We start from the raw sequence: 20,737 nt of genomic DNA on the forward strand, positions 1-20,737 counted from the left end.
CTGTGGAAGGACGTGACGATGAGCAATGCGAATGACTTCGATGTCATCATTATTGGCGGTGGTGCAACCGGGGCCGGGATTGCCCGCGACTGTTCGCTACGAGGGCTACGCGTCGCACTGGTTGAACGGCATGATATTGCCACCGGGGCGACGGGCCGCAATCACGGCTTACTGCACAGCGGCGCGCGTTATGCGGTGACCGATAACGAATCGGCGCGAGAATGTATTGCTGAAAACCAGATCCTCAAGCGTATTGCCAGGCACTGTATTGAACCCACCGGCGGGCTGTTTATTACCTTGCCGGAGGATGACATGGCATATCAGCAACACTTTATTGATGCCTGCCAGAAAGCAGGAATCAATGCGCAAGCCATCACACCTGCCGAGGCGCTACGCATTGAGCCCAGCGTCAATCCGGCACTGATTGGCGCGGTACGCGTACCTGACGGCACTGTCGATCCCTTCCGCTTAACCGCCAGTAATATGCTTGATGCGCGTGAACACGGCGCGGTTATCCTGACCGGCCATGAAGTCTGTGGTCTGGTTCGTCACGGTGACAGAGTGACCGGGGTGCAACTTCGTCACCCTCAGTCTCACGAAGTCTATACATTACATGCCCCCGTGGTGGTGAATGCCGCCGGGATCTGGGGACAGCACATTGCCGAATATGCCGATTTGCGCATCCGCATGTTCCCGGCAAAAGGCGCACTGCTCATCCTGGAGAGTCGCATCAACCAGCATGTGATTAACCGCTGCCGCAAACCTGCCGACGCCGACATTCTGGTGCCTGGGGACACCATTTCACTGATAGGCACCACATCCACCCACATTGATTACAACGACATAGACAACACCCGAGTCACCCCCGAAGAGGTCGACATTTTGTTGCGTGAAGGGGAGAAACTGGCACCACGGATGGCAAAAACACGCATCCTGCGCGCCTATGCCGGTGTGCGACCATTAGTCGCCAGCGACGACGACCCAACCGGGCGAAACGTCAGCCGGGGCATCGTGCTACTCGATCATGCAGAGCGTGACGGTATGGAAGGGTTTATCACCATCACCGGCGGTAAACTGATGACCTACCGTCTGATGGCGGAATGGGCGACCGATGCGGTCTGCCGCAAGCTGAATAACAGCGCGACCTGCACCACCGCCACAACCCCATTACCGGGTTCTCAACAACCTACGGAACAGACGCTGCAAAAAATTATCTCTCTGCCCGTGCCACTACGTGGTTCCGCAGTCTATCGCCATGGCGATCGCACTCCGGACTGGCTGGGGAGCCATCGCCACAACCGTAGCCTGGTCTGCGAGTGCGAGGCGGTAACGGCCGGTGAGGTGCAGTATGCCGTGGAAAATCTCAATGTGACGTCGCTGCTGGATTTACGTCGCCGCACCCGTGTGGGAATGGGGACCTGCCAGGGAGAATTATGTGCCTGCCGTGCCGCCGGGCTGCTCGCCAGTCTGCGGGTCACCAGCGAGACGCAGTCTATCGACCAGCTATCGGCCTTCCTCAATGAACGCTGGAAAGGGGTGAAACCCATCGCCTGGGGCGATGCACTGCGAGAAAGTGAATTCACTCGTTGGGTCTATCAGGGACTGTGTGGACTGGAAAAGGAGTCAACCGATGAAATTTGATACGGTCATTATTGGCGGTGGCCTGGCGGGATTACTGTGTGGGATCCGTCTTCAGGAGCAGGGTCAGCACTGCGCCATTATCAGCCGCGGACAGAGTGCACTCAGTTTCTCTTCTGGTTCACTCGACCTACTCTCGCATCTGCCCGGTGGCGAGCCCGTAACAAACCTTGCAGCGGGCATTGAAGCCTTGCAGGCCATGAACAGCCCACATCCTTATGCTCTGCTTGGAGCAAAACGCGTCCGTCATTACGCCACACTGACCCAGACCTTACTGGCCGATTGCGGCCTGGCGTTGCAAGGGGATGTAGATACGCCTCATCAGCGCGTCACCCCTCTGGGTACCTTCAGGCGTGCGTGGCTTAGCCCAATAGAGATTCCACTCAGACCTGATGCCAGTCGGACCATCGGCGTCGTCGGCATTAGCGGTTTTCTGGACTTCCAGCCCCCCCTGGCCGCGGCCTCATTGCGAAAACGCGGCATAAACGCCACCGCTGAAGAGATTGAATTACCGGTACTGGACAAACTGCGCGACAACCCGAGTGAATTCCGGGCGGTGAACATCGCCCGTTTACTGGACAAACCGGATAACTTTTCTGAGCTCTACCGCGCCCTCCTGCCGCTGAGTCGCAGCTACGATATGCTCTATGTTCCTGCCTGTTTTGGCCTGGAGAACTGTGAAGTTTTCGAGCAACTCAATCAGAAACTCTCCTGCCCTGTTTTCTTGCTCCCTACCCTGCCCCCCTCTGTACCCGGCACGCGTATGCAGTACCTTTTACAGCAACGTTTTGTTCGCAGTGGTGGCACCTGGATGCCGGGAGACGAGGTCATTAATGCCGATATTGACACGGGACGAGTGACGAAGCTCTGGACCCGCAAGCACGAAGACATTCCGTTAACGCCAGATCATGTGGTCCTCGCCAGCGGTAGTTTTTTCAGCAATGGGTTGATCGCCGAACGCACACGCGTGCGCGAAACCGTATTTGGCCTGGATGTACTGCAGAGTGAGGGACGTGAACATTGGTACCGGGATGATGTCTTCGATGCTCAGCCATGGCAGCAGTTTGGCGTGATAACCGACGAGAAACTTCGCGCGCAACGCGGCGGAGAAAATATAGAGAATCTGTACGTCATCGGTTCTGTACTTGGTGGTTTTGACGCCATCGCGCATGGGTGTGGTGGTGGTGTCAGTGCCACAACGGCACTGTTTGCTGCCGATCAGATTTGCGCGTCAGGAGAGATGAAATGACGACAACCCAGTTTGAAAGCTGCATTAAATGCACGGCCTGCACCACTGTCTGCCCGGTCAGTGCCGTTAACCCCAACTATCCAGGCCCAAAACAATCGGGGCCAGATGGGGAACGTCTGCGACTTAAAGATCCGGCATTGTTCGACGAGGCGCTGAAATACTGCACCAACTGCAAACGCTGCGAAACGGCCTGCCCCTCAGGAGTCAAAATTGGTGATATTATCCAGCGCGCCAAAGCACAGTACGCCCCACATACTCGCTCATTACGCAATGCTATCCTCAGTCATACCGATTTGATGGGTTCACTTTCAACGCCTTTTGCCCCGCTGGTCAACGCCGCAACCGGGCTCAAGCCCGTACGTCAGTTGCTGGACGCAGCACTGAAAATAGACCATCGTCGCACTCTGCCGAAATATTCAAGTGGCACGTTCCGCCGCTGGTATCGTTCCGTTGCTGAACAACAGAAAAATTTTACCCAGCAGGTGGCGTTTTTTCATGGTTGCTATGTGAATTACAACAACCCACAACTGGGCAAAGACATGCTCAAGGTGCTCAATGCCATGGGCATCGGCGTGCAGTTGCTGGACAAGGAAAAATGCTGCGGTGTGCCGCTTATCGCCAACGGCTATGTCGAGAAAGCCAAAAAACAGGCCGAGTTCAACCTGCAGGCCATTGAGCAACGGGTGAATGAAGATGGGCTGCAGGTCATCGCCACCTCGACCACCTGCACCTTTACGCTGAGAGACGAATACCCACATTTGCTGGATGTCGACAACCGTCACCTGCGTCAGCACATCGATCTGGCTACCCGCTGGGTGTGGCGCAAACTGGCTGAAGGTGCTGAATTGCCTTTGCGCGAACTGCCGCTAAAAGTGGTCTATCACACCCCCTGCCACATGGAGAAAATGGGCTGGACGCATTACACCCTCGACCTTCTGCGACGTATTCCGGGGCTGGAGTTGACTGTACTGGATTCTCGCTGTTGTGGCATCGCAGGCACCTATGGCTTTAAGAGTGAGAACTACCCGACGTCACAGGCTATCGGGGAGCCGCTATTCCGCCAGATCGAAGAGAGCGGTGCAGACCTGGTCATTTGCGATTGCGAAACCTGTAAATGGCAAATTGAGATGTCCACCAGCAAACGCTGTGAACATCCCTTTACTCTCCTGGCGCAGGCACTACGGTAAGTCAGCAATGCCCTCCCGAGGCAGGGAGGGCATGACATTACTCGATGAACAGTGATTCAACAACGTTGATCCAGCCGTGGTCGCTGGCAACATCCTGGTCGTTCAACCAACGACGTAAAATGTTCAGCGCCATCATGGCGCACACATCCTGACGTACAGCCAGGCTATGTCGGTTAGTGTTAAATTTGACGCGCAAGGCATGGGTGCCTTCCGGCGTCGCCAGCGCAAAATTCAAATACTCTTCTTCAAGCCCCGTGACCGTTAACGCCAGCCCAGCCAGGTGACGATTGCGCAGACCCGCTGCCCAACGTGCTGCCTGTAACAGGGCTTCGTCCTGCGACGGTAACACTTCACTAACCAGTAACGGTGCGCCAGCTCGTGAAAGCTGCAATGCGACCAGACCACCCGTAAATTGTTCACTCAGCGTCAGGCTGAGCTGGCGCTCACGTAGTCGTTGAGCAAGCAGAGCGGGCAGACCAACCGTGCCTTCAAAAATGAGGCTTTCACCTGCAACCCGCTGAACTTCAGGCCAGATTGCTTCCATCGCCTGCTTGTGTTCTGCAGGGCCAGTGAGCTTAAGCTCAATAATCGGCATGGATGAGCGGTAACCCATCACCACACCTTCCGGCAATGTCAGATGCGCCAGGTTTTGTGCAAGATCGCTTTCAGAACGGCCAAAGGTGGTCAATCGCAGGCAAACCGGCGGTTCCGGCAGCGTAAAGCGTGCACGAAGACGCGGCAGGATCTCCTTCTCAACCATCACTTTGAATTCAGAAGGAACGCCTGGCGTGAAGAACATCAGGCAGCGGTTAAGCTGCACGGCAAAGCCACAGGCAGTCCCTACCGGGTTATCGACCAGCTCGGCGCTCGCAGGAATTTCAGCCTGTTTGCGGTTGCTCGGTGCCATGACGCGTCCGCGTTCGCTAAAAAAGCGCTCCATTTGGGCGAGCCACTCTTCGTGTAAGACGAGTTCTTCGCCTTTTGCGGTTGCGGCGGCAAGTGCACTGAGGTCATCACTGGTCGGGCCCAGGCCCCCGTTGACGATCAGAATATCGCAGTGTTCACTGCGTTCGCGCAAAATGGCGATCAAGTCATTCAGGTTGTCCCCAACGGTATTGCGACGGGTTAACGGTAGTCCCTGATTAAAGAAAAAATCTGCCAGCCAGGCTGCGTTAGTATCGACAATTTGTCCATGCAGCACTTCATCGCCGGTTGACAGCATCTCCACGTTTAACATTATTTTCTCCAGCAATAGAGGTCAAAACACTATACCGCATGAGAGGATGAAAGGAGGTAAGAAACTGGCGCGACGGGTGCCGCGCCGGAGAGAACAATCAGAAGCTGGCGTTCACACCCACGTACGGGCCGTCCGCTACGGTGTTGTCACGTTTGCCATCTTTACCAGTCATATCAACATAACGGTAACCGGCTTCAACACTGAGTGGGCGGAAAATAGTGAAACGCGCACCTGCATTGGCTTCTTTGTAATTTTCCACGCCGCTGGAAAGGGAGTCCGGGGAGTAGTAGTACTCACCGAATACGCGGAAGCTATCGCTGACCTGCCAGCCCAGACCGCCACCCACTGCCAGTGCGTAACCTTCGCTGCCTGAATTAGGGTTAAGGTAGACTCCTTTGCCGCCAACGGTGCCCATAAACGGCCCCAGGGGAATGTTATAACCCAGACCCAGGCCCACGATGTCACCGTCGTCATCACTGTGCGCCCAGTTGCCACTCAGCGCCACGCCACTGGTTTCGGTACCCATACCGACACCCATATTAGTGTAGTGCTCACCAACCTGACCGCTAAGACTCACTGCATTCGCACCGGCAGAGGCCAGAATCAGAGCTGCAACGCCCATAAAAGCAATCTTTTTCATTTCCATATTCCGCGCAAAAGTATCCAACAATCAAAGTCGATGATTGTACGATCTTTTTTTTTGTGAAGAGTGAACTAAAAATGATTTGTTACACCAATTGTCGCTTTTTAAAGCATTCACGGTATGAACTGCATCTTCAACAAGATAGTGGTATAAACAAATCCCTCATACAAGTAAGGATTAAGCGATGCGTCAAAGGACAATTGTATGCCCACTGATTCAAAACGACGGCAGCTATCTGCTTTGCAAAATGGCCGATGATCGGGGTGTTTTTCCGGGACAATGGGCTCTTTCTGGCGGCGGCGTTGAACCGGGTGAACGCATAGAAGAAGCGCTGCGTCGGGAAGTTCGGGAGGAGTTAGGCGATAAGTTGGTTCTGGAAACCATCACGCCCTGGACGTTCAGTGATGACATACGAGTGAAGACGTATGCTGATGGCAGCAAAGAAGAAATCTATATGATTTACCTGATTTTCGACTGCACCAGCACCAACCGCGATGTCACTATCAACGAAGAGTTTCAGGCTTACGCGTGGGTAAAACCAGCAGAGTTGGCTCACTACGATTTGAACGTTGCCACCCGCCGAACCCTGGCGCTTAAAGGTCTGCTCTAAAACATGGCATCTGGCGCACTCAATGCTGAAAGTGCGCCACATCCTCGTCGCTTAAACCGGTTATTTGCAGCACCAGCGCCTTATCAAACCCGCTGCTTAGCATGTGGCTGGCAATGCGTAACGCCTCTGCCTTTTGCCCCTCTTTTAGCCCGACATTAAGGCCTTCCTTTTTCCCCTGACGAAAACCTTTACGTCTTCCCAGTTCTTCCAGATGTTCTGCAATGGTCATCAACGTGTCCTTATGTTGCGGAGTTCGCAGGGCCAGTTGGCGTAGAAAATCAACTGGCGTGGGTGTGTTTCCGGTGCTGATCAGATAATGCATGGCGGTGTGCAATTGCTGAGCGGTAGTGTATCCCAGCGACAAAGTGGTGACCAGTTTGTCCAGAACGAGGCTCAAATCCCGCTGGCGGATATGCTTTTGCAGCAACTCCAGTAATGCAACACGCCGATGCTCCAGAATCTGCTCGTCGGGTATCACCGTCACGTCGACGATTGGGAACGCTGCGTTGTAAAGCAGACCAGCAAGTGCAGGATCGTCAAATTCATCCAGCCAGCATAACGACCAGGGATAAGGACTCACACGTCCATGGTAAAAAAGGATGGGAATGACCAAAGGCAGTGGCGTATTCCCCACATCAAGATGACGCTGCATAGCCGCCACCGAGTAACGCATTAGTCGAAAAGCCATATGCCTGTCCGGAGAACTTTGATGTTCTATCAACGCATACAGGTACGCAGGTTTGTCACGCATCCGTAAAGAGTACAAAACATCTGAATAACAGGCTCGCAGGTCGTCATCCACGAAACTTCCGGATTCCAGCTTTAACGTGTCGAGGTCACAGTGTTCCCGCAGATGGGCTGGTAAATGGATAGACAGAAAGTCCTGTGCGGTCTCTTTATGGGTGAGAAATCGTTTGAAAAGTGCATCATGCACTGACATCCCTGAGCGGTGTTTCATCTTCGTCCCTGAAAACGGAATACTGTTCAGGGAGACTAACACTGACCTGATAAGCTGACAGAGCAGCACTTATAGACTGGAAAGCGACGCGCAAAAAATCATCTGCCAGCCTGTGTCGCGACCCACTCCTGCAGCGCACGTCGGGAAATTTTAATGCCGCCCTGGGAGAGATGTTCCGGCATCGCTAACCACGCCACGGGTTGTTGAAAACGGGCCAGTTTCTGACGCGCCCAGGCTTCAAGCTCACTGATGTTGAGCACATCATGACCCTCCACGATGGCAACCGGCCGTTGACCAAATTCACGATCGTCAATCGGCGCCACGAAGACTTGCCGGACGTCAGGATGCCCGGCGATAACGCGTTCCACTTCTTCAGGCTGAATACCCTCTCCACCACTGAAAAACAGATTATCCAGTCGTCCGAGGATAGTCAGACAATCGCCAGCAAGCACTCCGCGATCGCGAGTGGCAAACCAGCCACTGTCATTCACCAGTGGATGCAGCATGCCATTACGCCAGTAACCGCAGGCCAGGCTGGTCGCACGCAGCCAGACTTCACCGTCAACAATGCGAACCTCTCGTCCGGGTAGCGCAAAACCGACATCCGGCTCACCATCCGCGGCTTTGGCACAAACGGTTGAAGCAAACTCTGTCAGCCCATACCCGCACCAGGTACTGATACCCCGCTCTCTGGCATGATTCGTCAGGTCAACGGGAATTGACGCGCCACCCAGTAGCACTGCTTTGAGAGAGATGGATTCTCCCTCGTTAAGCAAGCGCCAAAGCTGCGTCGGCACCAGCGACGCATGGGTGCAGCCCTGCAACGCGGCCGCCAGAGGTTTATCGGAGACCGTTAATTTTGCGCCTGCCAGCAGCCAGCGCCAGAGTATCCCCTGCCCGGAAACATGGAACAACGGCAGCGACAGCAACCAGTCATCCTCGGACATAAACGGGATCAGAGACAACACCCCTTGCGCGCTGGCAAGGTGCGCAGCACAGGTGTGTACTGCCGCTTTTGGCAACCCTGTCGAGCCCGATGTCAGGGTCATCGACGCCAGACGCTCTGGCTGCCAGCCCGCATCGTACACCCCGGTAGCTTCACAAAGTTCAAGCGCCTTCAGCCCGGCATGCTGCGCGTCATCTGCAAGATTCACTGCGAATTGCAGCGTCAGTGAAGGAAGGAGTTCATCAAGCAAAGAAGAAGGAAGCTGCGGGTTGACCGGTAGCACACGCACACCGCACTGCAGCAGTGCCAGCCAGGCTAGCAAGGTATGAGGATGGTTTTTGCCACGCAGCATCACCCCTTCACCGGGTCCTACACCCTGGGCGCGAAATCCACTGGCCAGCGCATCAATACGCGCGCACAGATCACGCCAGCTTAGCGCCTCACTATGTAAACGCAGCGCCGTCGTTTCGCCGCGCACATCACGCCAGTGACGCCATGGCCAGTCGCTGAAGATCATAACAACGGCTCCAGCGCATCAATCTGCAGGCAAGGCAACTGAGAACCCGGCCAGCGGCGCAGCAACTGCGCTTGCATAAGATTAAGCGTGTCGAGGCCAGGAATACTCTCTGGTGTCAACCAGGCAGCAATGCGTGCAAGCTGCGTCAGCCCAAGACTCGACTCAATAGAAGAACTGATGACCACCTCAAGTCCTGATGCTCTGGCCGCGGCAACCTGCGCCTGCACCTTCTCCAGGCTTCCGGTCAGGGTTGGCTTAATGACCACGGCACGCACGCCCTCCTGCGCTTCGAAGACGAAGCCCTCATCACGTAAACTTTCGTCCCAGGCGATAGCAATACCCGTTTCGAGAGCGAAAGCGCTTGATTCCTCGCGGGTCTTGCAAGGTTCTTCAAGAAAAGCAATACGGCTGCGATAGGCCGGATTGATGTATTTGGCGAATTGCTGCGCTTTGAGCGGCGTCCAGGCGCGGTTAGCATCAAGACGAAGCCGCAAATCCGGGATGGCTTCCAGCATAAGATTGACCACCATCCCGTCACGCACCGCTTCGTACAACCCCACCTTCATTTTTGCCACTTTTTCACCAGGCATGGCGGCAAGGGCAACAAACAACTCATCCGGATCGCCAGTACAGAGCATCGCAGCGCGGTAATTCGCCGCCTGCGGCAAGGTATTGTGCAGTTCCGCTAGCGCACAGCTAAGACCAAAATCGGCAGATGGCAACCCGGGGAGTCCAGGCTCATGCCCTTGTTGCCAGGCCTTAGCCCAGCTCAGGGCTGCCACCGTTGCCTCTTCAAGCGATTCATGGCTGAATCCCGGCAGGGGTGAAATTTCGCCCCAGCCTTCACGTTCGGCGTCCTGTAAATGCACGAACAGTCCGTCGCGGGTTTTCAGTCTCTGCTCACGCAGCACCACACCCGCGTCCATTGGAATCTGCCAGCGGTAAACCTGCACACTGCGCATTATGGATTCCGTTTAAATTTACTGAAGTCAGGCTGGCGTTTTTCGTTGAACGCGTTGCGGCCTTCTTGCCCTTCTTCCGTCATGTAGAACAGCATGGTGGCATTACCTGCCAGTTCCTGCAGACCAGCCTGCCCATCGCAATCGGCATTCAGAGCCGCTTTCAGGCAGCGCAGCGCCATCGGGCTGTTTTGCAGCATTTCGCGACACCAGCGTACGGTTTCACGTTCCAGTTCAGCCACCGGGACCACGGTGTTGACCAGGCCCATATCCAGTGCTTCTTTCGCATCGTACTGACGGCAGAGGAACCAGATTTCGCGGGCTTTTTTCTGCCCGACAATACGAGCCATATAAGACGCGCCCCAGCCGCCGTCGAAGGAGCCGACTTTCGGGCCAGTCTGGCCGAAAATTGCGTTTTCAGCAGCAATGGTCAGGTCGCACATCATGTGCAGTACGTGACCACCACCGATAGAGTAGCCCGCAACAGCAGCAATCACGGGTTTTGGACAGGTGCGGATCTGACGCTGAAAATCGAGCACGTTCAGGTGGTGAACACCGGAATCATCTTTGTATCCGCCGTAGTCGCCACGCACTTTCTGGTCGCCGCCGGAGCAGAAGGCTTTTTCACCTTCGCCAGTCAGAATAATCACCCCGATATCATCATCATAGCGCGCATCGGACAGCGCCTGAATCATCTCTTTGACGGTTAACGGACGAAACGCATTACGCACTTCCGGACGATTAATGGTGATTTTTGCAATGCCGTCTTTGGATTTGTGATAACGAATGTCGTTAAAACCCTCAGAACAGTCCTGCCAGTCAATCGGCGCATAAAGCATGGTTTCATCAGGATAGATCATAGTTTGCCCTTTATATCGAGACGCAGAATTTGAGCCAGACAAGCGGCTACAGCATCGGGATTATCCCGGTGCGCGTTATGTCCGGCAGCAACAATGAGATGACAACGTGCGGCAACCTCTGTCGCCAGAGCACGGAACTTGCTGTCAAACTCACCACATAAATAATGAACAGGAAACGTACATTGTCGCAGCGCATCCCGGAAATCAGGCTGTACCGCCAGGGAAGTGGCTTCCAGCATGGACGCCAGCGCTTTGCCGTTATTCTGGCCGCGTAGCTCGACCAGAGCGCGACGTTGCTCTGGCAAGAGTGAGGCAAATACAGGCTGCTGATACCAGTCGGCAAACACTGTGCTTAATGACTCAGTACGGAATCTGTCTGCCCAGCGTTGGTCGGAAATCATGCGTGAATCACGTTCACTCTCATCAACCAACCCAGGATGCCCCCCTTCCACCACCAGTCCGCATAACCCTGCGGGGTGCTGGCAGGCAAAATCCATCGCCACCCTGCCGCCAAGCGAATACCCGACCAGCCAGAATCTAAGTATGTTGTAACTATTTAAGGTACTGAACAGTAGATCACGCAGGTGTGCAAATGTCGTCACCACGACATCGGCTGAACCGCCATGCCCTGGCAAATCGACATAAAGACGCGGGTAATCAGCAAATCGTTCACCTACCTCCTGCCACTCGCGGCTATCGCCAGAGAAGCCGTGCAGAAAAACCAACCACGGCCCGGAGGCATGGGCGTTTTCAACCTGCGCATGAAGCATCAAAACTGGCTGACCTGCGCCAACAGGCTTTGTAGCGTTTGCGCGCCATCCGTATCGTTCACCACCAGTTCAATCACCGTGGTGCCCGGTCGGCTCCAGGCTTTTGATAATGCCGCGTCGAGTTCCTGCCAGTTGGTTGGGCTGTGATATTTCAGCCCAAACATAGCCGCCGCGTGCTCAAAACGCACATGCTGCGGCATCAGATAAAATTGTTCGCGCTCACTTTGCGGCGTCGGTAGCAGAGAGAAAATTTGCCCGCCATTGTTGTTCACCACAATGAGCACAAACGGGGCCGACACCTGGCGCAGCAAGGCCAGCGCGTTGAGGTCATAAAGGGCTGAGAGATCGCCCACCAGAGCCAGCGTGGGTCTCGCACTGCCGCGCTGCACCCCCGCAGCCGTTGAGATAAGGCCGTCAATGCCGCTGGCCCCACGGTTGCTGTAAACCGGATAACCCGCCGGAATTTTCCCCAATGCGTCAACAAGACGGACCACCAGGCTGTTACCGAGGAATAACTGCCCCTGGTCCGGTAAATAAGTTGCCAGACGATGCGCCAGTTGCGCTTCACCGAAATATTCCCGGCGCTCGGCCACCGCTTCCCAGGCCTGCGCTGATAACCGCGGGAGTTCAACACACCAGGGGGGGCTTACTTCTGCAGGATGTGCAGCGAGCCAATCAGCAATGCGTGACGTCAATCGACGACCACGGTGATGCGCTGGATCCAACCGCCCCGGCATCAGGTCAACCAGCCAGTACTCTTCAGGCTCGCAGGTTGCCTGCCACTGCAACAGACGTTTGCTTGTCAGGCTCCCCCCCAGTTGCACTACAATTTGTGCCTGCTGAAGTTCGGTCACGGCACGCGCATTACCCAGCCACAAATCGGCGCACGGCAGCGGCTGACCGGTCTGGGACAGTACATCACCGATTAACGGCCAGCCGAGGGTTTTAGCCCAGGCAGCGGCCAGCTTACCTTCAGCCGCGCTCATGCGGCCGGCGACAACCACCCCCCGCTTTTGCCGCCAGAAAAACCAGTCACGCTGGGCAGCGCTGCCGGTTTGCAAATCTTCGCGCAGCCAGGGTTTATCATCCTGCCACCATTCTCCCGGAGCCTGTTGCCAGCTAAGACCCGTTTCATCCATTTCGCCGTACAGCGGTTCAGCAAACGGACAGTTGATGTGCACTGCACCGACAAGGGATGAACCCACCAGGTTATCAATTGCTGAAATCAACCAACGGGCAGGAATGTCCTGCGAGGGACGGGGTAAGGCCAGAGACTGTGAGGGATGGGTAGAAAAAATACCGGGCTGGCGAATCGCCTGATTCGCGCCGCAGTCTATTAACTCGGGCGGCCTGTCAGCCGTAAGCAGAATTAATCTTTCACCGGTCAGGCTGGCTTCAATCAGCGCCGGGTAGAGGTTTGCCACCGCCGTTCCGGAGGTCACAATCACGGCGACTGGGGAGCTGCTCGCTTTCGCAAGCCCGAGTGCAAGATGCCCTAATCCACGCTCATCAAAGTGTGTATGGCGAATAAACGCTGGATTCTCAGCCGCCGCCAGGGTCAAAGGCGTAGAACGGGAGCCAGGGGCAATACAAACATGGCGCACGCCATGGCGCGTTAAGGCTTCGAGGATCACCGCAGCCCAGCGTCGGTTAAAGGCACTCACTGACATAAATTTGTCCGGTATCAATAATGCGGTTCAGTATAAAGAATCGAAAACAATAGATTTTTGATATGGGTCGGTTATGCGTGCGACATTAATAATAAAGATCGCAATCCTGCCGCCTTATTTTCGATCTCCTGCCACTCTTGTGCCGGGTCGGAACCTGCCACAATTCCCGCCCCCGCATACAATCGAACATTATCACCGCTTATCTTTGCACAACGTAGTGCAACGCAAAATTCACTTTCGCGTAAGGAGAGATGCCCGGCCGAACCGGCATACCATTCACGTTCAAAAGGCTCTGCCTGTTGAATGAACTCACGAGCGATCTGACGCGGTAACCCGGCAACGGCCGCTGTAGGTTGGAGCAGTGACAGGCACTGTGCATCATCTTCATTTTCCAGTTCCGTCCAGATGCAGCGGCGCAGATGCTGTACCTTACGCAGTCGTACAATCTGCGGCGGCAGTACATCCAATGACGCCACTACGCGCTGCAATCGCTGGCAGATATCCTCCACCACCAGCATATTCTCGCGCTGGTTTTTGTCGTCTGCCATTAACCATTCTCCGAGCGCTTGCGCTTTAAGGTCATCCTGATGACCGGCAACCGTCCCGGCCAGCGCTTCGGTGCGCAGTGCCGTTCCCCGCCGACGCCACAAGCGTTCCGGAGTCGAACCTAAAAAGGCCTGCTGCTCATTAAACGCCATATAGAAGTGGAAACAATGATGGTTCAAACGGCGGCTGGCTGCCATCAATGAGGCGGCATTAACGGGTCGGTAGAAACGGTGATCCGTGGTGCGAGCCAGCACGACTTTCTCCATCTCACCACGTGCAATCGATTCGGTCGCCTGTGTAACGAGCCGTTCCCATCCGCGCTTGTCAGGCGTATGAGATTGTTCAAGCAGCGGTTGGTGGAGGTCAGGAAGGGTTTTCGTGCTGACCAGCGAAGAGAGAAAATCTTTGGCGCATTGTGCGTCGTTATACAGAGAGCTATCGCTCAGGACAATCAGCCGAAGGGTGGCCTGTCCACCATCACGACGCCATTCCAGCCGCGGTAAAAACAGTGCCCCATGTTCAGGCGTGAAAGCATTCAAACCATAGACGCGCAGATTGTATTCAGGGTATTCACGCAGGAACTGCTGAGCCAATGGCAAAGAGGAAAATTGTTGCAGTGCGCCCAGTGCGGCAGCTTCATCTTCACCGCTACGCTGTTGCCAGTAAAATTGCGGAAAACAGGACTGACTCGCCATCCAGGTGAGCGGGTCGAAGGCATCATTCAGGGCGAAGGGAACATCAAAGATAAGCAGGCCTGGCGAATGCGCAAAATCGCCTGATAGTTTTTCGAACAAGTGTTCCAGCGCAACAGAAATAGAATGCACGCAACCCCCTCCCTGTTAAAAACCGCATATTATACGGGGTGTATGCCATAAATAGCAGTACCCCCGTTGAGGGAGGGGATTTTTTGTTTAACGGCGCAGCAGCAGGCCTAACACCAGACCGACAGAAGCACCTACGCCAATGCCATGCCAGGGGTTTTCATGCACGTAATCATCGGCACGATACACCGCTTTTTTCGCCCGGTAGTAATAGGTATCCGACGCGTTGCTGATGCGGTGTTTCACTTCGTTCAGCGCTTGCTCCGCACGTGCCTTCAACTCAATATACTTCTGATCTGCAGGGTCACCGGATGAGCGCAGGACTTCTTCCAGCGTTTCGCTCAGCAAAGCCAGGTCGTCATCGATACGTGAATCATAAAATTGATTAGACATCAGTTATCTCCATGTTATGAACCTGTCCGCTAAACTATAGACAATCTTACGGGTTACGCCTGATGGGCTTCCCGTGCCATTCCGACGTGTGGGATGCCATCTTCATCGTAGATTTCGGTAACAGCAACAAAACCGAAACGCCCGTAGAATTGTTGTAGATGAGCCTGCGCCCCCAGATACAATGCGTGCTGCGGCCAGTGTTGCAGGCTAGAATCTACCGCCCGTTCCATCAGCGCAAACCCCAGTTTTTCACCGCGAACGGCGTTGCTCACAATCACTCGCCCTATCACTACTGGCTCCAGATCATCATCACTTTTCAGAATCCTCGCATACGCCACCAGTTGATCCTCTTTCCAGCCAAGCAGGTGTCGGTTATCGCCAACGAGGTCATCACCGTCAACATCCAGATAGGGGCAGGTTTGTTCGACGACAAATACTTCGCAGCGTAATTTCAGCAGCGCATAAAGTTCCGCAACGGTTAATTCAGAGTGGTGCAGGTCCTGCCAGCGAATCATGTTGTGCTCCTTATTATGTGTGACCTCGTTATACTAAAACATTCGCTTTAAACGCAAAGGACGTCTTACCCCGTGGAACTGATTTTTTTAGGCACATCTGCTGGCGTACCCACTCGCACCCGTAACGTCACGGCTATTTTATTGAGTCTTCAGCACCCCACCCAGGCCGGGCTATGGCTGTTCGACTGCGGTGAAGGCACGCAACATCAAATGTTAAGAACGGCGTTCAACCCCGGTAAGCTGGACAAAATATTCATTACCCATCTGCATGGGGATCATCTGTTCGGGCTGCCAGGGCTGCTGTGCAGTCGTTCGATGGCGGGTAATCTTCAGCCGCTGACGATTTACGGGCCAAAGGGCGTGAAGGAGTTTGTCGATACCGCGCTGCGACTAAGCGGATCCTGGACCGATTACCCGCTAACGGTCGAAGAAATTAGCGAAGGACTGATAATGGATGACGGTATACGCAAAGTGACGGCACACGCGCTCAATCACCCTGTTGAATGCTACGGCTATCGTATTGAGGAGCACGATAAACCCGGTGCCCTGGATGCACAGGCGTTGATTGCCCAAGGCGTGACGCCCGGCCCTTTGTTCCAGAAACTCAAAAATGGCGAAACCGTCACCCTGAGTGATGGCCGCATCATCAACGGTGTCAACTTTCTTGCTCCGGCAGAGCCCGGAAAGAAACTGGCCATTTTTGGCGATACCGCCCCCTGCCCTTCAGCACATGCGCTGGCTCGCGATGTCGATCTCATGGTGCACGAAGCTACCCTTGAGCAGGCAATGGAAGAGAAAGCCAATAGCCGCGGACACAGCTCTTCGCGTCAGGCAGCGCAACTGGCATTCGATGCTGGTGCCAGTCAACTGATCATTACCCATCTCAGTTCACGTTACGATGAAGCAGGGAGTCGCCAGCTACTCGCCGAATGCCAGGCAATCTTCCCGAAAACCCTGCTCGCAGAAGATTTTCATATTGTTCCTTTGTGATGTGATATTGCGCACTCTACTTTTTGCGCAATGTGCCGATAACAGTTTTAACGCAGGCACTTCACATTGAGGGCACGATGGATAATTTCCAGAAAGATATTGATGACAGGGCGAATCTTACCCTGTCGAACCGTTTCGAGTTATTGCTGTTCAGACTTGGTGCCTCACAGAATGATGCGAAGTCAGAGCTTTTCGGCATAAACGTATTTAAATTGCGCGAAATTGTGCCTATGCCGACCTTCACCCGTCCTGCCGGGATGAAACCGCCATTGATGGGCATGGTAAATATTCGCGATCAGGTAATCCCGGTTATCGATCTCGCTGCCGTTGCAGGCTGCAAACCCGAAACGGGCCTCAACATTTTGTTGATTACTGAGTACGCCCGCAGCATCCAGGCATTCGCAGTGGAATCCGTTGAGAACATCATCCGTCTGGACTGGAAACAGGTTCACACGGCGGAGAAGGCCATTAACGGTCAGTACATCACCAGTATTGCCTGTCTGGATGAAGATAAAGACAGTAATAACCTGGCTATGGTACTGGACGTTGAGCAGATTCTTTACGATATCTCCCCGGCGGATCATGACCTGCACGGTAACCACATTCCTGACAAGAAGTTCAATATCAAACCCGGTGCTGTGGCGATTGTGGCGGAAGACTCGAAAGTGGCGCGCGCCATGCTCGACAAAGGTCTGCAGGCGATGCAAATCCCGAACACCATGCACATCACGGGTAAAGATGCCTGGGAACGCATTCAGGTGCTGAGCAAGCAGGCCGATGCCGAAGGTGTGCCTATCAGCGATAAGATCTCAATGGTGCTGACTGATCTTGAGATGCCGGAAATGGACGGTTTCACCCTGACGCGTTTGATCAAAAGCGATCCGCGCCTGAAGCAGATCCCGGTGGTGATTCACTCTTCGCTATCCGGTAGCGCTAACGAAGACCATGTGCGTAAAGTGCAGGCTGACGGCTACGTGGCCAAATTTGAAATCAATGAGCTGTCGTCGGTGATTCAGGAAGTGCTTGAGCGTTCCGCGAGCCGCATCAGCGGACCGCTGGTAAGTGGTCAGCAAATCATGTCGAAGCCGCTGCTGGCAAAATAGTTTGCAACCTGTCTTCAGAGCATAAAAAAACCGCCGAATTCGGCGGTTTTTTATTGGCTCAGAACCCTTACATCAGCGGCGTCGCCAGCGTAACCAACGAGATGAGCGGCTGCGGATAGATACCGAGCAGCAGCACCAACAACGCGGAGATCAGCACCACGATACCACCGGCGCTGTACTGCCAGTTAGATGGCGCATCGCGGGTCAGCTGTTGCGGTGCATTCAGGTACAGGCTCACGGCAACACGCAGGTAGTAGTAGAGGCCAATTGCGGAGCCAAGAACAACGGCACCGGTCAACCACCACAGGTGTGCCTGCACACCGACCGCCAGAATGTAGAACTTACCTATAAAGCCCAGCGTCATCGGGATACCGGCCAGCGACAGCATCATCACTGTCAACACGGCAGCCAGAATCGGACGGTGCCAGAACAGACCACGGTAGGAGTAGAGTGATTCTGCATCCGGGCCACGATACGGGCTGGACATCAGACTCACGACACCGAACGCACCGAGACTGCTGAACAGGTAACCGGCCAGATAGACACCCACCGCTTCCATCGACATCTCACCGCTCTGCAGGGCAATCAGGGCCACCAGCAGATAACCGAGGTGAGAGATAGAGGAGTAACCGAGCAGACGCTTGATATTGGTTTGGCTCAGCGCCATCAGGTTCCCGAAGATAATGGAAACGAAGGCGATAAGCCCCAATACCAGGCGAACGGCTTCACTGTCACCGACCGGTGCGTAGAGGAACAGACGCATCACTACACCGAAGATAGCGATTTTGCTCGCCGTCGCCAGGAAGGTTGAAACCGGGGCCGGAGCACCCTGATACACGTCTGGCGTCCACAAGTGGAACGGAACCAGTGAAAGTTTGAAGCCCAGGCCAACGATCATCAGACCCAGACCGATGAGCAGCAGCGGTTCATGGAGCACGGTACCGCCAAGGCTTTTGCCCAACGCAACAAACGACAGGTTACCGGACTGCGCGTAAACCAGCGCCATACCGAACAGCAGGAACGAAGACGCCGCCGCTGACAGGATGGTGTACTTGATACTCGCTTCCAGCGAACGTTTCTGACGAAACGCGTAGCCAATCAGACCAAACAACGGCAGAGAGATAAGCTCGATACCAAGGAACAAGGCGGCCATATGGTTCGCATTGGCCAGCAGGATCCCACCCAGTGCGGCAATCAGCACCAGTAGATAGAACTCTTCTTTGTTGTCGTTGTAGCCTTCCAGCCATGGATAAGCAAAGGTACAGGTGGCGAGGCTCGCCAACAGTACCAACCCGGTGTAAAGCATGGCGTAGCCATCAACGCGCATCAGCGGCGTGACGTCCATTGCTCCTGCCTGGCCAACAAACCAGAGGGAGACTAACGCGACGTTCAGGCCAACCACTGAAAGCGTGGCATTCAGGAAATGGTTGCGTCGCCACGCAATGGAGAGCATCACAACCACCACCGTCAATCCGACGATCAGCAGCGGCAGCAGCGCAATCAGGTGTTGTGGAGTTATTGTCATGGCGATTTACGGCCTTGTAGTAGAAACAGAATTAACAAACCACTGCTGGATATTGCTCATCGCGGAATGCGAAGTATCCAGAATCGGCTGCGGATAGAAGCCAAGCAGTACCAGAAGTACAACCAGCGACAAAATCATCAGCAACTCGCGCAGTGACATCCCTGGCAACTCTTTACTGGCCAGCTCGCTTTTCGCTTTACCGAAGTAAGCGCGATGCAGCATCGCCAGTGAATAAACAGATGCGAATACCAGACCAAAGGTTGAGATAACGGTAATCACCGGAACGACCTGGTAGCTGCCGAACAGAATCATAAATTCGCCAACGAAGTTACCGGTACCCGGCATCCCCAGCGTCGCGACTGCAAAGAACATGGAGAGGGCTGGCAGCCATTTAATCTTGCTCCAGAGTCCACCCATCATACGCATATCACGGGTATGCAGTCGTTCGTACAACTGACCACACAGAATGAAGAGACCGGCAGCGGACAGACCGTGTGCAATCATCTGGATAACCGCACCCTGATAAGCCAACTGGCTGCCGGTATAGATAGCAATCAGTACGAAGCCCATGTGGGAAACGGAGGTATACGCGATAAGACGTTTGATATCGTACTGAGTGAATGCCATCCACGCGCCGTAGAAGATACCAATCACACCCAGCCACATCGCGATAGGCGCAAACTCCGCCGAAGCGTTCGGGAACAACGGCAGCGCGAAACGCAGCAGACCGTAGGCGGCGGTTTTCAGCAAGATGCCCGCCAGGTCGACAGAACCGGCTGTCGGTGCCTGTGAGTGCGCATCCGGCAACCAACCGTGCAGCGGAACCACTGGCATTTTCACCGCAAAGGCGATGAAGAAGCCCAGCATCAGCAGATATTCCACGCCGGAAGACATTGGCGTTTTCAGCAGGTCCTGATAGTCGAAGGTCCAGACGCCGGTCGCGCTGTGGTGAACAAACACCAGCCCCAGAATCGCAATCAGCATCACCAGACCACTCGCCTGGGTATAGATGAAGAACTTGGTGGCTGCAGTAATACGCGTCTTCCCGTCGGAGGCTTTGTGGCCCCAGAGTGCGATCAGGAAGTACATCGGCACCAGCATCATTTCCCAGAAGAAGAAGAACAGGAACAGGTCGATGGCGAGGAACACGCCGATAACACCGCCCAGGATCCACATCAGGTTCAGGTGGAAGAAGCCCTGATATTTTTCAATTTCACGCCAGGAGCAGAGTACCGCCAGCACGCCAAGGAAACCGGTCAGCACCACCATCAGCAGGGACAATCCGTCCAGCGCTAAATGAATATTGATGCCAAAGCGTGGGATCCAGGGGAGTAAAAACTCCGACTGCCACTGCGGGATACCGGCAGATTGCGTCAGTGAATAGCCGCCCTGCAACCACAGTTGCAGACCAAGCGCCAGCGTCAGTCCCATGGTAATCAGCGCGATCCAGCGCGGCAACTTCACGCCGAAGCGTTCGGTCTGCCAGCAGAGGAATCCACCGATAAAGGGGATTAATATCAACCAGGGTAATAACATAGCTAAGTATGTCCCTTATATTTACTCCTGCTCAGGCTATCTCACTCGTCAGCCCAAATCCCGG

At 54.6% G+C, this 20,737-nt stretch carries 19 protein-coding genes; 6 read left to right on the forward strand and 13 right to left on the reverse strand.

Annotated features, from left to right (window positions below):
* Positions 1–18: 18 nt before the first annotated feature.
* The 3 genes from glpA to glpC are packed head-to-tail and all read left to right on the forward strand — an operon-like array spanning position 19 to position 4,074.
* The gene (glpA, locus tag AC5JPW_RS18840; protein WP_494243871.1) at positions 19–1,641 is read left to right on the forward strand and encodes an anaerobic glycerol-3-phosphate dehydrogenase subunit A; all 1,623 of its coding nucleotides are present in this window, start codon (positions 19–21) and stop codon (positions 1,639–1,641) included.
* On the forward strand, positions 1,631–2,887 hold the full coding sequence (gene glpB, locus AC5JPW_RS18845) for a glycerol-3-phosphate dehydrogenase subunit GlpB (RefSeq protein WP_494242648.1): 1,257 nt from the start codon (positions 1,631–1,633) through the stop codon (positions 2,885–2,887). The genes glpA and glpB overlap by 11 nt, the downstream gene beginning before the upstream one ends.
* Positions 2,884–4,074 carry an anaerobic glycerol-3-phosphate dehydrogenase subunit GlpC gene (glpC, locus tag AC5JPW_RS18850; RefSeq protein ID WP_494242649.1) on the forward strand — a complete coding sequence of 397 codons (1,191 nt, stop codon included), beginning with the start codon at positions 2,884–2,886 and terminating at the stop codon, positions 4,072–4,074. Before glpB ends, glpC begins: the two co-directional genes overlap by 4 nt.
* A 37-nt stretch (positions 4,075–4,111) precedes the next feature.
* Here glpC and AC5JPW_RS18855 read toward each other — a convergent pair whose 3' ends face one another.
* Complete coding sequence (locus AC5JPW_RS18855; RefSeq protein ID WP_494242650.1) at positions 4,112–5,311, reverse strand: nicotinamide mononucleotide deamidase-related protein YfaY; 1,200 nt, start codon at positions 5,309–5,311, stop codon at positions 4,112–4,114.
* A gap of 97 nt (positions 5,312–5,408) precedes the next feature.
* Positions 5,409–5,951, reverse strand: a complete 543-nt coding sequence (locus AC5JPW_RS18860; protein ID WP_494242651.1) for a YfaZ family outer membrane protein — start codon at positions 5,949–5,951, stop codon at positions 5,409–5,411.
* A gap of 187 nt (positions 5,952–6,138) precedes the next feature.
* On the opposite strand from AC5JPW_RS18860, the gene nudI reads away from it, so the two are divergent.
* A complete protein-coding gene (nudI, locus tag AC5JPW_RS18865) occupies positions 6,139–6,564 on the forward strand; it encodes a nucleoside triphosphatase NudI (RefSeq protein ID WP_494242652.1) in 426 nt (141 codons plus the stop codon).
* A 19-nt stretch (positions 6,565–6,583) separates the two neighbouring features.
* Here the strand turns inward: nudI and AC5JPW_RS18870 are convergent, their stop codons facing one another.
* From AC5JPW_RS18870 to AC5JPW_RS18910, 9 genes are all read right to left on the reverse strand, one after another.
* Positions 6,584–7,522 (reverse strand): Rpn family recombination-promoting nuclease/putative transposase, encoded by a 939-nt coding sequence (locus AC5JPW_RS18870; protein ID WP_494242653.1) that lies wholly within the window; start codon positions 7,520–7,522, stop codon positions 6,584–6,586.
* Positions 7,523–7,620: 98 nt separating this feature from the next.
* Positions 7,621–8,985 carry an o-succinylbenzoate--CoA ligase gene (gene menE / locus AC5JPW_RS18875; protein ID WP_494242654.1) on the reverse strand — a complete coding sequence of 455 codons (1,365 nt, stop codon included), beginning with the start codon at positions 8,983–8,985 and terminating at the stop codon, positions 7,621–7,623.
* Entirely contained in the window at positions 8,982–9,947 is a 966-nt protein-coding gene (gene menC, locus AC5JPW_RS18880) for an o-succinylbenzoate synthase (protein ID WP_494242655.1), read from the reverse strand. Before menC ends, menE begins: the two co-directional genes overlap by 4 nt.
* Positions 9,947–10,804 carry a 1,4-dihydroxy-2-naphthoyl-CoA synthase gene (gene menB / locus AC5JPW_RS18885; protein ID WP_494242656.1) on the reverse strand — a complete coding sequence of 286 codons (858 nt, stop codon included), beginning with the start codon at positions 10,802–10,804 and terminating at the stop codon, positions 9,947–9,949. Before menB ends, menC begins: the two co-directional genes overlap by 1 nt.
* Positions 10,801–11,577 (reverse strand): 2-succinyl-6-hydroxy-2,4-cyclohexadiene-1-carboxylate synthase, encoded by a 777-nt coding sequence (gene menH, locus AC5JPW_RS18890; RefSeq protein ID WP_494242657.1) that lies wholly within the window; start codon positions 11,575–11,577, stop codon positions 10,801–10,803. The genes menB and menH overlap by 4 nt, the downstream gene beginning before the upstream one ends.
* Positions 11,574–13,244: a 2-succinyl-5-enolpyruvyl-6-hydroxy-3-cyclohexene-1-carboxylic-acid synthase gene (gene menD, locus AC5JPW_RS18895; RefSeq protein WP_494242658.1), complete on the reverse strand. Its 1,671-nt coding sequence runs from the start codon at positions 13,242–13,244 to the stop codon at positions 11,574–11,576. The genes menH and menD overlap by 4 nt, the downstream gene beginning before the upstream one ends.
* A gap of 71 nt (positions 13,245–13,315) precedes the next feature.
* Positions 13,316–14,614, reverse strand: a complete 1,299-nt coding sequence (gene menF, locus AC5JPW_RS18900) for an isochorismate synthase MenF (protein WP_494242659.1) — start codon at positions 14,612–14,614, stop codon at positions 13,316–13,318.
* A gap of 87 nt (positions 14,615–14,701) precedes the next feature.
* A complete protein-coding gene (gene elaB, locus AC5JPW_RS18905) occupies positions 14,702–15,004 on the reverse strand; it encodes a stress response protein ElaB (protein ID WP_494242660.1) in 303 nt (100 codons plus the stop codon).
* Positions 15,005–15,057: 53 nt separating this feature from the next.
* A complete protein-coding gene (locus tag AC5JPW_RS18910; RefSeq protein ID WP_494242661.1) occupies positions 15,058–15,519 on the reverse strand; it encodes a GNAT family N-acetyltransferase in 462 nt (153 codons plus the stop codon).
* Positions 15,520–15,591: 72 nt separating this feature from the next.
* Between AC5JPW_RS18910 and rnz the strand changes: the two genes are divergently transcribed.
* Both rnz and AC5JPW_RS18920 read left to right on the forward strand, forming a co-directional pair.
* Positions 15,592–16,509 carry a ribonuclease Z gene (gene rnz / locus AC5JPW_RS18915; protein ID WP_494242662.1) on the forward strand — a complete coding sequence of 306 codons (918 nt, stop codon included), beginning with the start codon at positions 15,592–15,594 and terminating at the stop codon, positions 16,507–16,509.
* Positions 16,510–16,586: 77 nt separating this feature from the next.
* The gene (locus AC5JPW_RS18920) at positions 16,587–17,612 is read left to right on the forward strand and encodes a chemotaxis protein (RefSeq protein WP_494242663.1); all 1,026 of its coding nucleotides are present in this window, start codon (positions 16,587–16,589) and stop codon (positions 17,610–17,612) included.
* Positions 17,613–17,679: 67 nt separating this feature from the next.
* Here the strand turns inward: AC5JPW_RS18920 and nuoN are convergent, their stop codons facing one another.
* Complete coding sequence (gene nuoN, locus AC5JPW_RS18925; protein WP_494242664.1) at positions 17,680–19,137, reverse strand: NADH-quinone oxidoreductase subunit NuoN; 1,458 nt, start codon at positions 19,135–19,137, stop codon at positions 17,680–17,682.
* A 6-nt stretch (positions 19,138–19,143) separates the two neighbouring features.
* Positions 19,144–20,673, reverse strand: a complete 1,530-nt coding sequence (gene nuoM, locus AC5JPW_RS18930; protein WP_494242665.1) for an NADH-quinone oxidoreductase subunit M — start codon at positions 20,671–20,673, stop codon at positions 19,144–19,146.
* Between the last annotated feature and the right edge of the window lie 64 nt (positions 20,674–20,737).

The organism is Phytobacter sp. (genome assembly GCF_059074235.1).

What these genes read in the sequence shown, in the direction of transcription:
- AC5JPW_RS18860 (WP_494242651.1), bottom strand. Translation starts at nt 5,951, where the DNA reads ATGAAAAAGATTGCTTTTATGGGCGTTGCAGCTCTGATTCTGGCCTCT.
- glpA (WP_494243871.1), top strand. Translation starts at nt 19, where the DNA reads ATGAGCAATGCGAATGACTTCGATGTCATCATTATTGGCGGTGGTGCA.
- glpC (WP_494242649.1), top strand. Translation starts at nt 2,884, where the DNA reads ATGACGACAACCCAGTTTGAAAGCTGCATTAAATGCACGGCCTGCACC.
- AC5JPW_RS18855 (WP_494242650.1), bottom strand. Translation starts at nt 5,311, where the DNA reads ATGTTAAACGTGGAGATGCTGTCAACCGGCGATGAAGTGCTGCATGGA.
- nuoM (WP_494242665.1), bottom strand. Translation starts at nt 20,673, where the DNA reads ATGTTATTACCCTGGTTGATATTAATCCCCTTTATCGGTGGATTCCTC.
- nudI (WP_494242652.1), top strand. Translation starts at nt 6,139, where the DNA reads ATGCGTCAAAGGACAATTGTATGCCCACTGATTCAAAACGACGGCAGC.
- menB (WP_494242656.1), bottom strand. Translation starts at nt 10,804, where the DNA reads ATGATCTATCCTGATGAAACCATGCTTTATGCGCCGATTGACTGGCAG.
- AC5JPW_RS18920 (WP_494242663.1), top strand. Translation starts at nt 16,587, where the DNA reads ATGGATAATTTCCAGAAAGATATTGATGACAGGGCGAATCTTACCCTG.
- elaB (WP_494242660.1), bottom strand. Translation starts at nt 15,004, where the DNA reads ATGTCTAATCAATTTTATGATTCACGTATCGATGACGACCTGGCTTTG.
- menD (WP_494242658.1), bottom strand. Translation starts at nt 13,244, where the DNA reads ATGTCAGTGAGTGCCTTTAACCGACGCTGGGCTGCGGTGATCCTCGAA.
- nuoN (WP_494242664.1), bottom strand. Translation starts at nt 19,137, where the DNA reads ATGACAATAACTCCACAACACCTGATTGCGCTGCTGCCGCTGCTGATC.
- AC5JPW_RS18910 (WP_494242661.1), bottom strand. Translation starts at nt 15,519, where the DNA reads ATGATTCGCTGGCAGGACCTGCACCACTCTGAATTAACCGTTGCGGAA.
- menC (WP_494242655.1), bottom strand. Translation starts at nt 9,947, where the DNA reads ATGCGCAGTGTGCAGGTTTACCGCTGGCAGATTCCAATGGACGCGGGT.
- glpB (WP_494242648.1), top strand. Translation starts at nt 1,631, where the DNA reads ATGAAATTTGATACGGTCATTATTGGCGGTGGCCTGGCGGGATTACTG.
- menE (WP_494242654.1), bottom strand. Translation starts at nt 8,985, where the DNA reads ATGATCTTCAGCGACTGGCCATGGCGTCACTGGCGTGATGTGCGCGGC.
- AC5JPW_RS18870 (WP_494242653.1), bottom strand. Translation starts at nt 7,522, where the DNA reads ATGAAACACCGCTCAGGGATGTCAGTGCATGATGCACTTTTCAAACGA.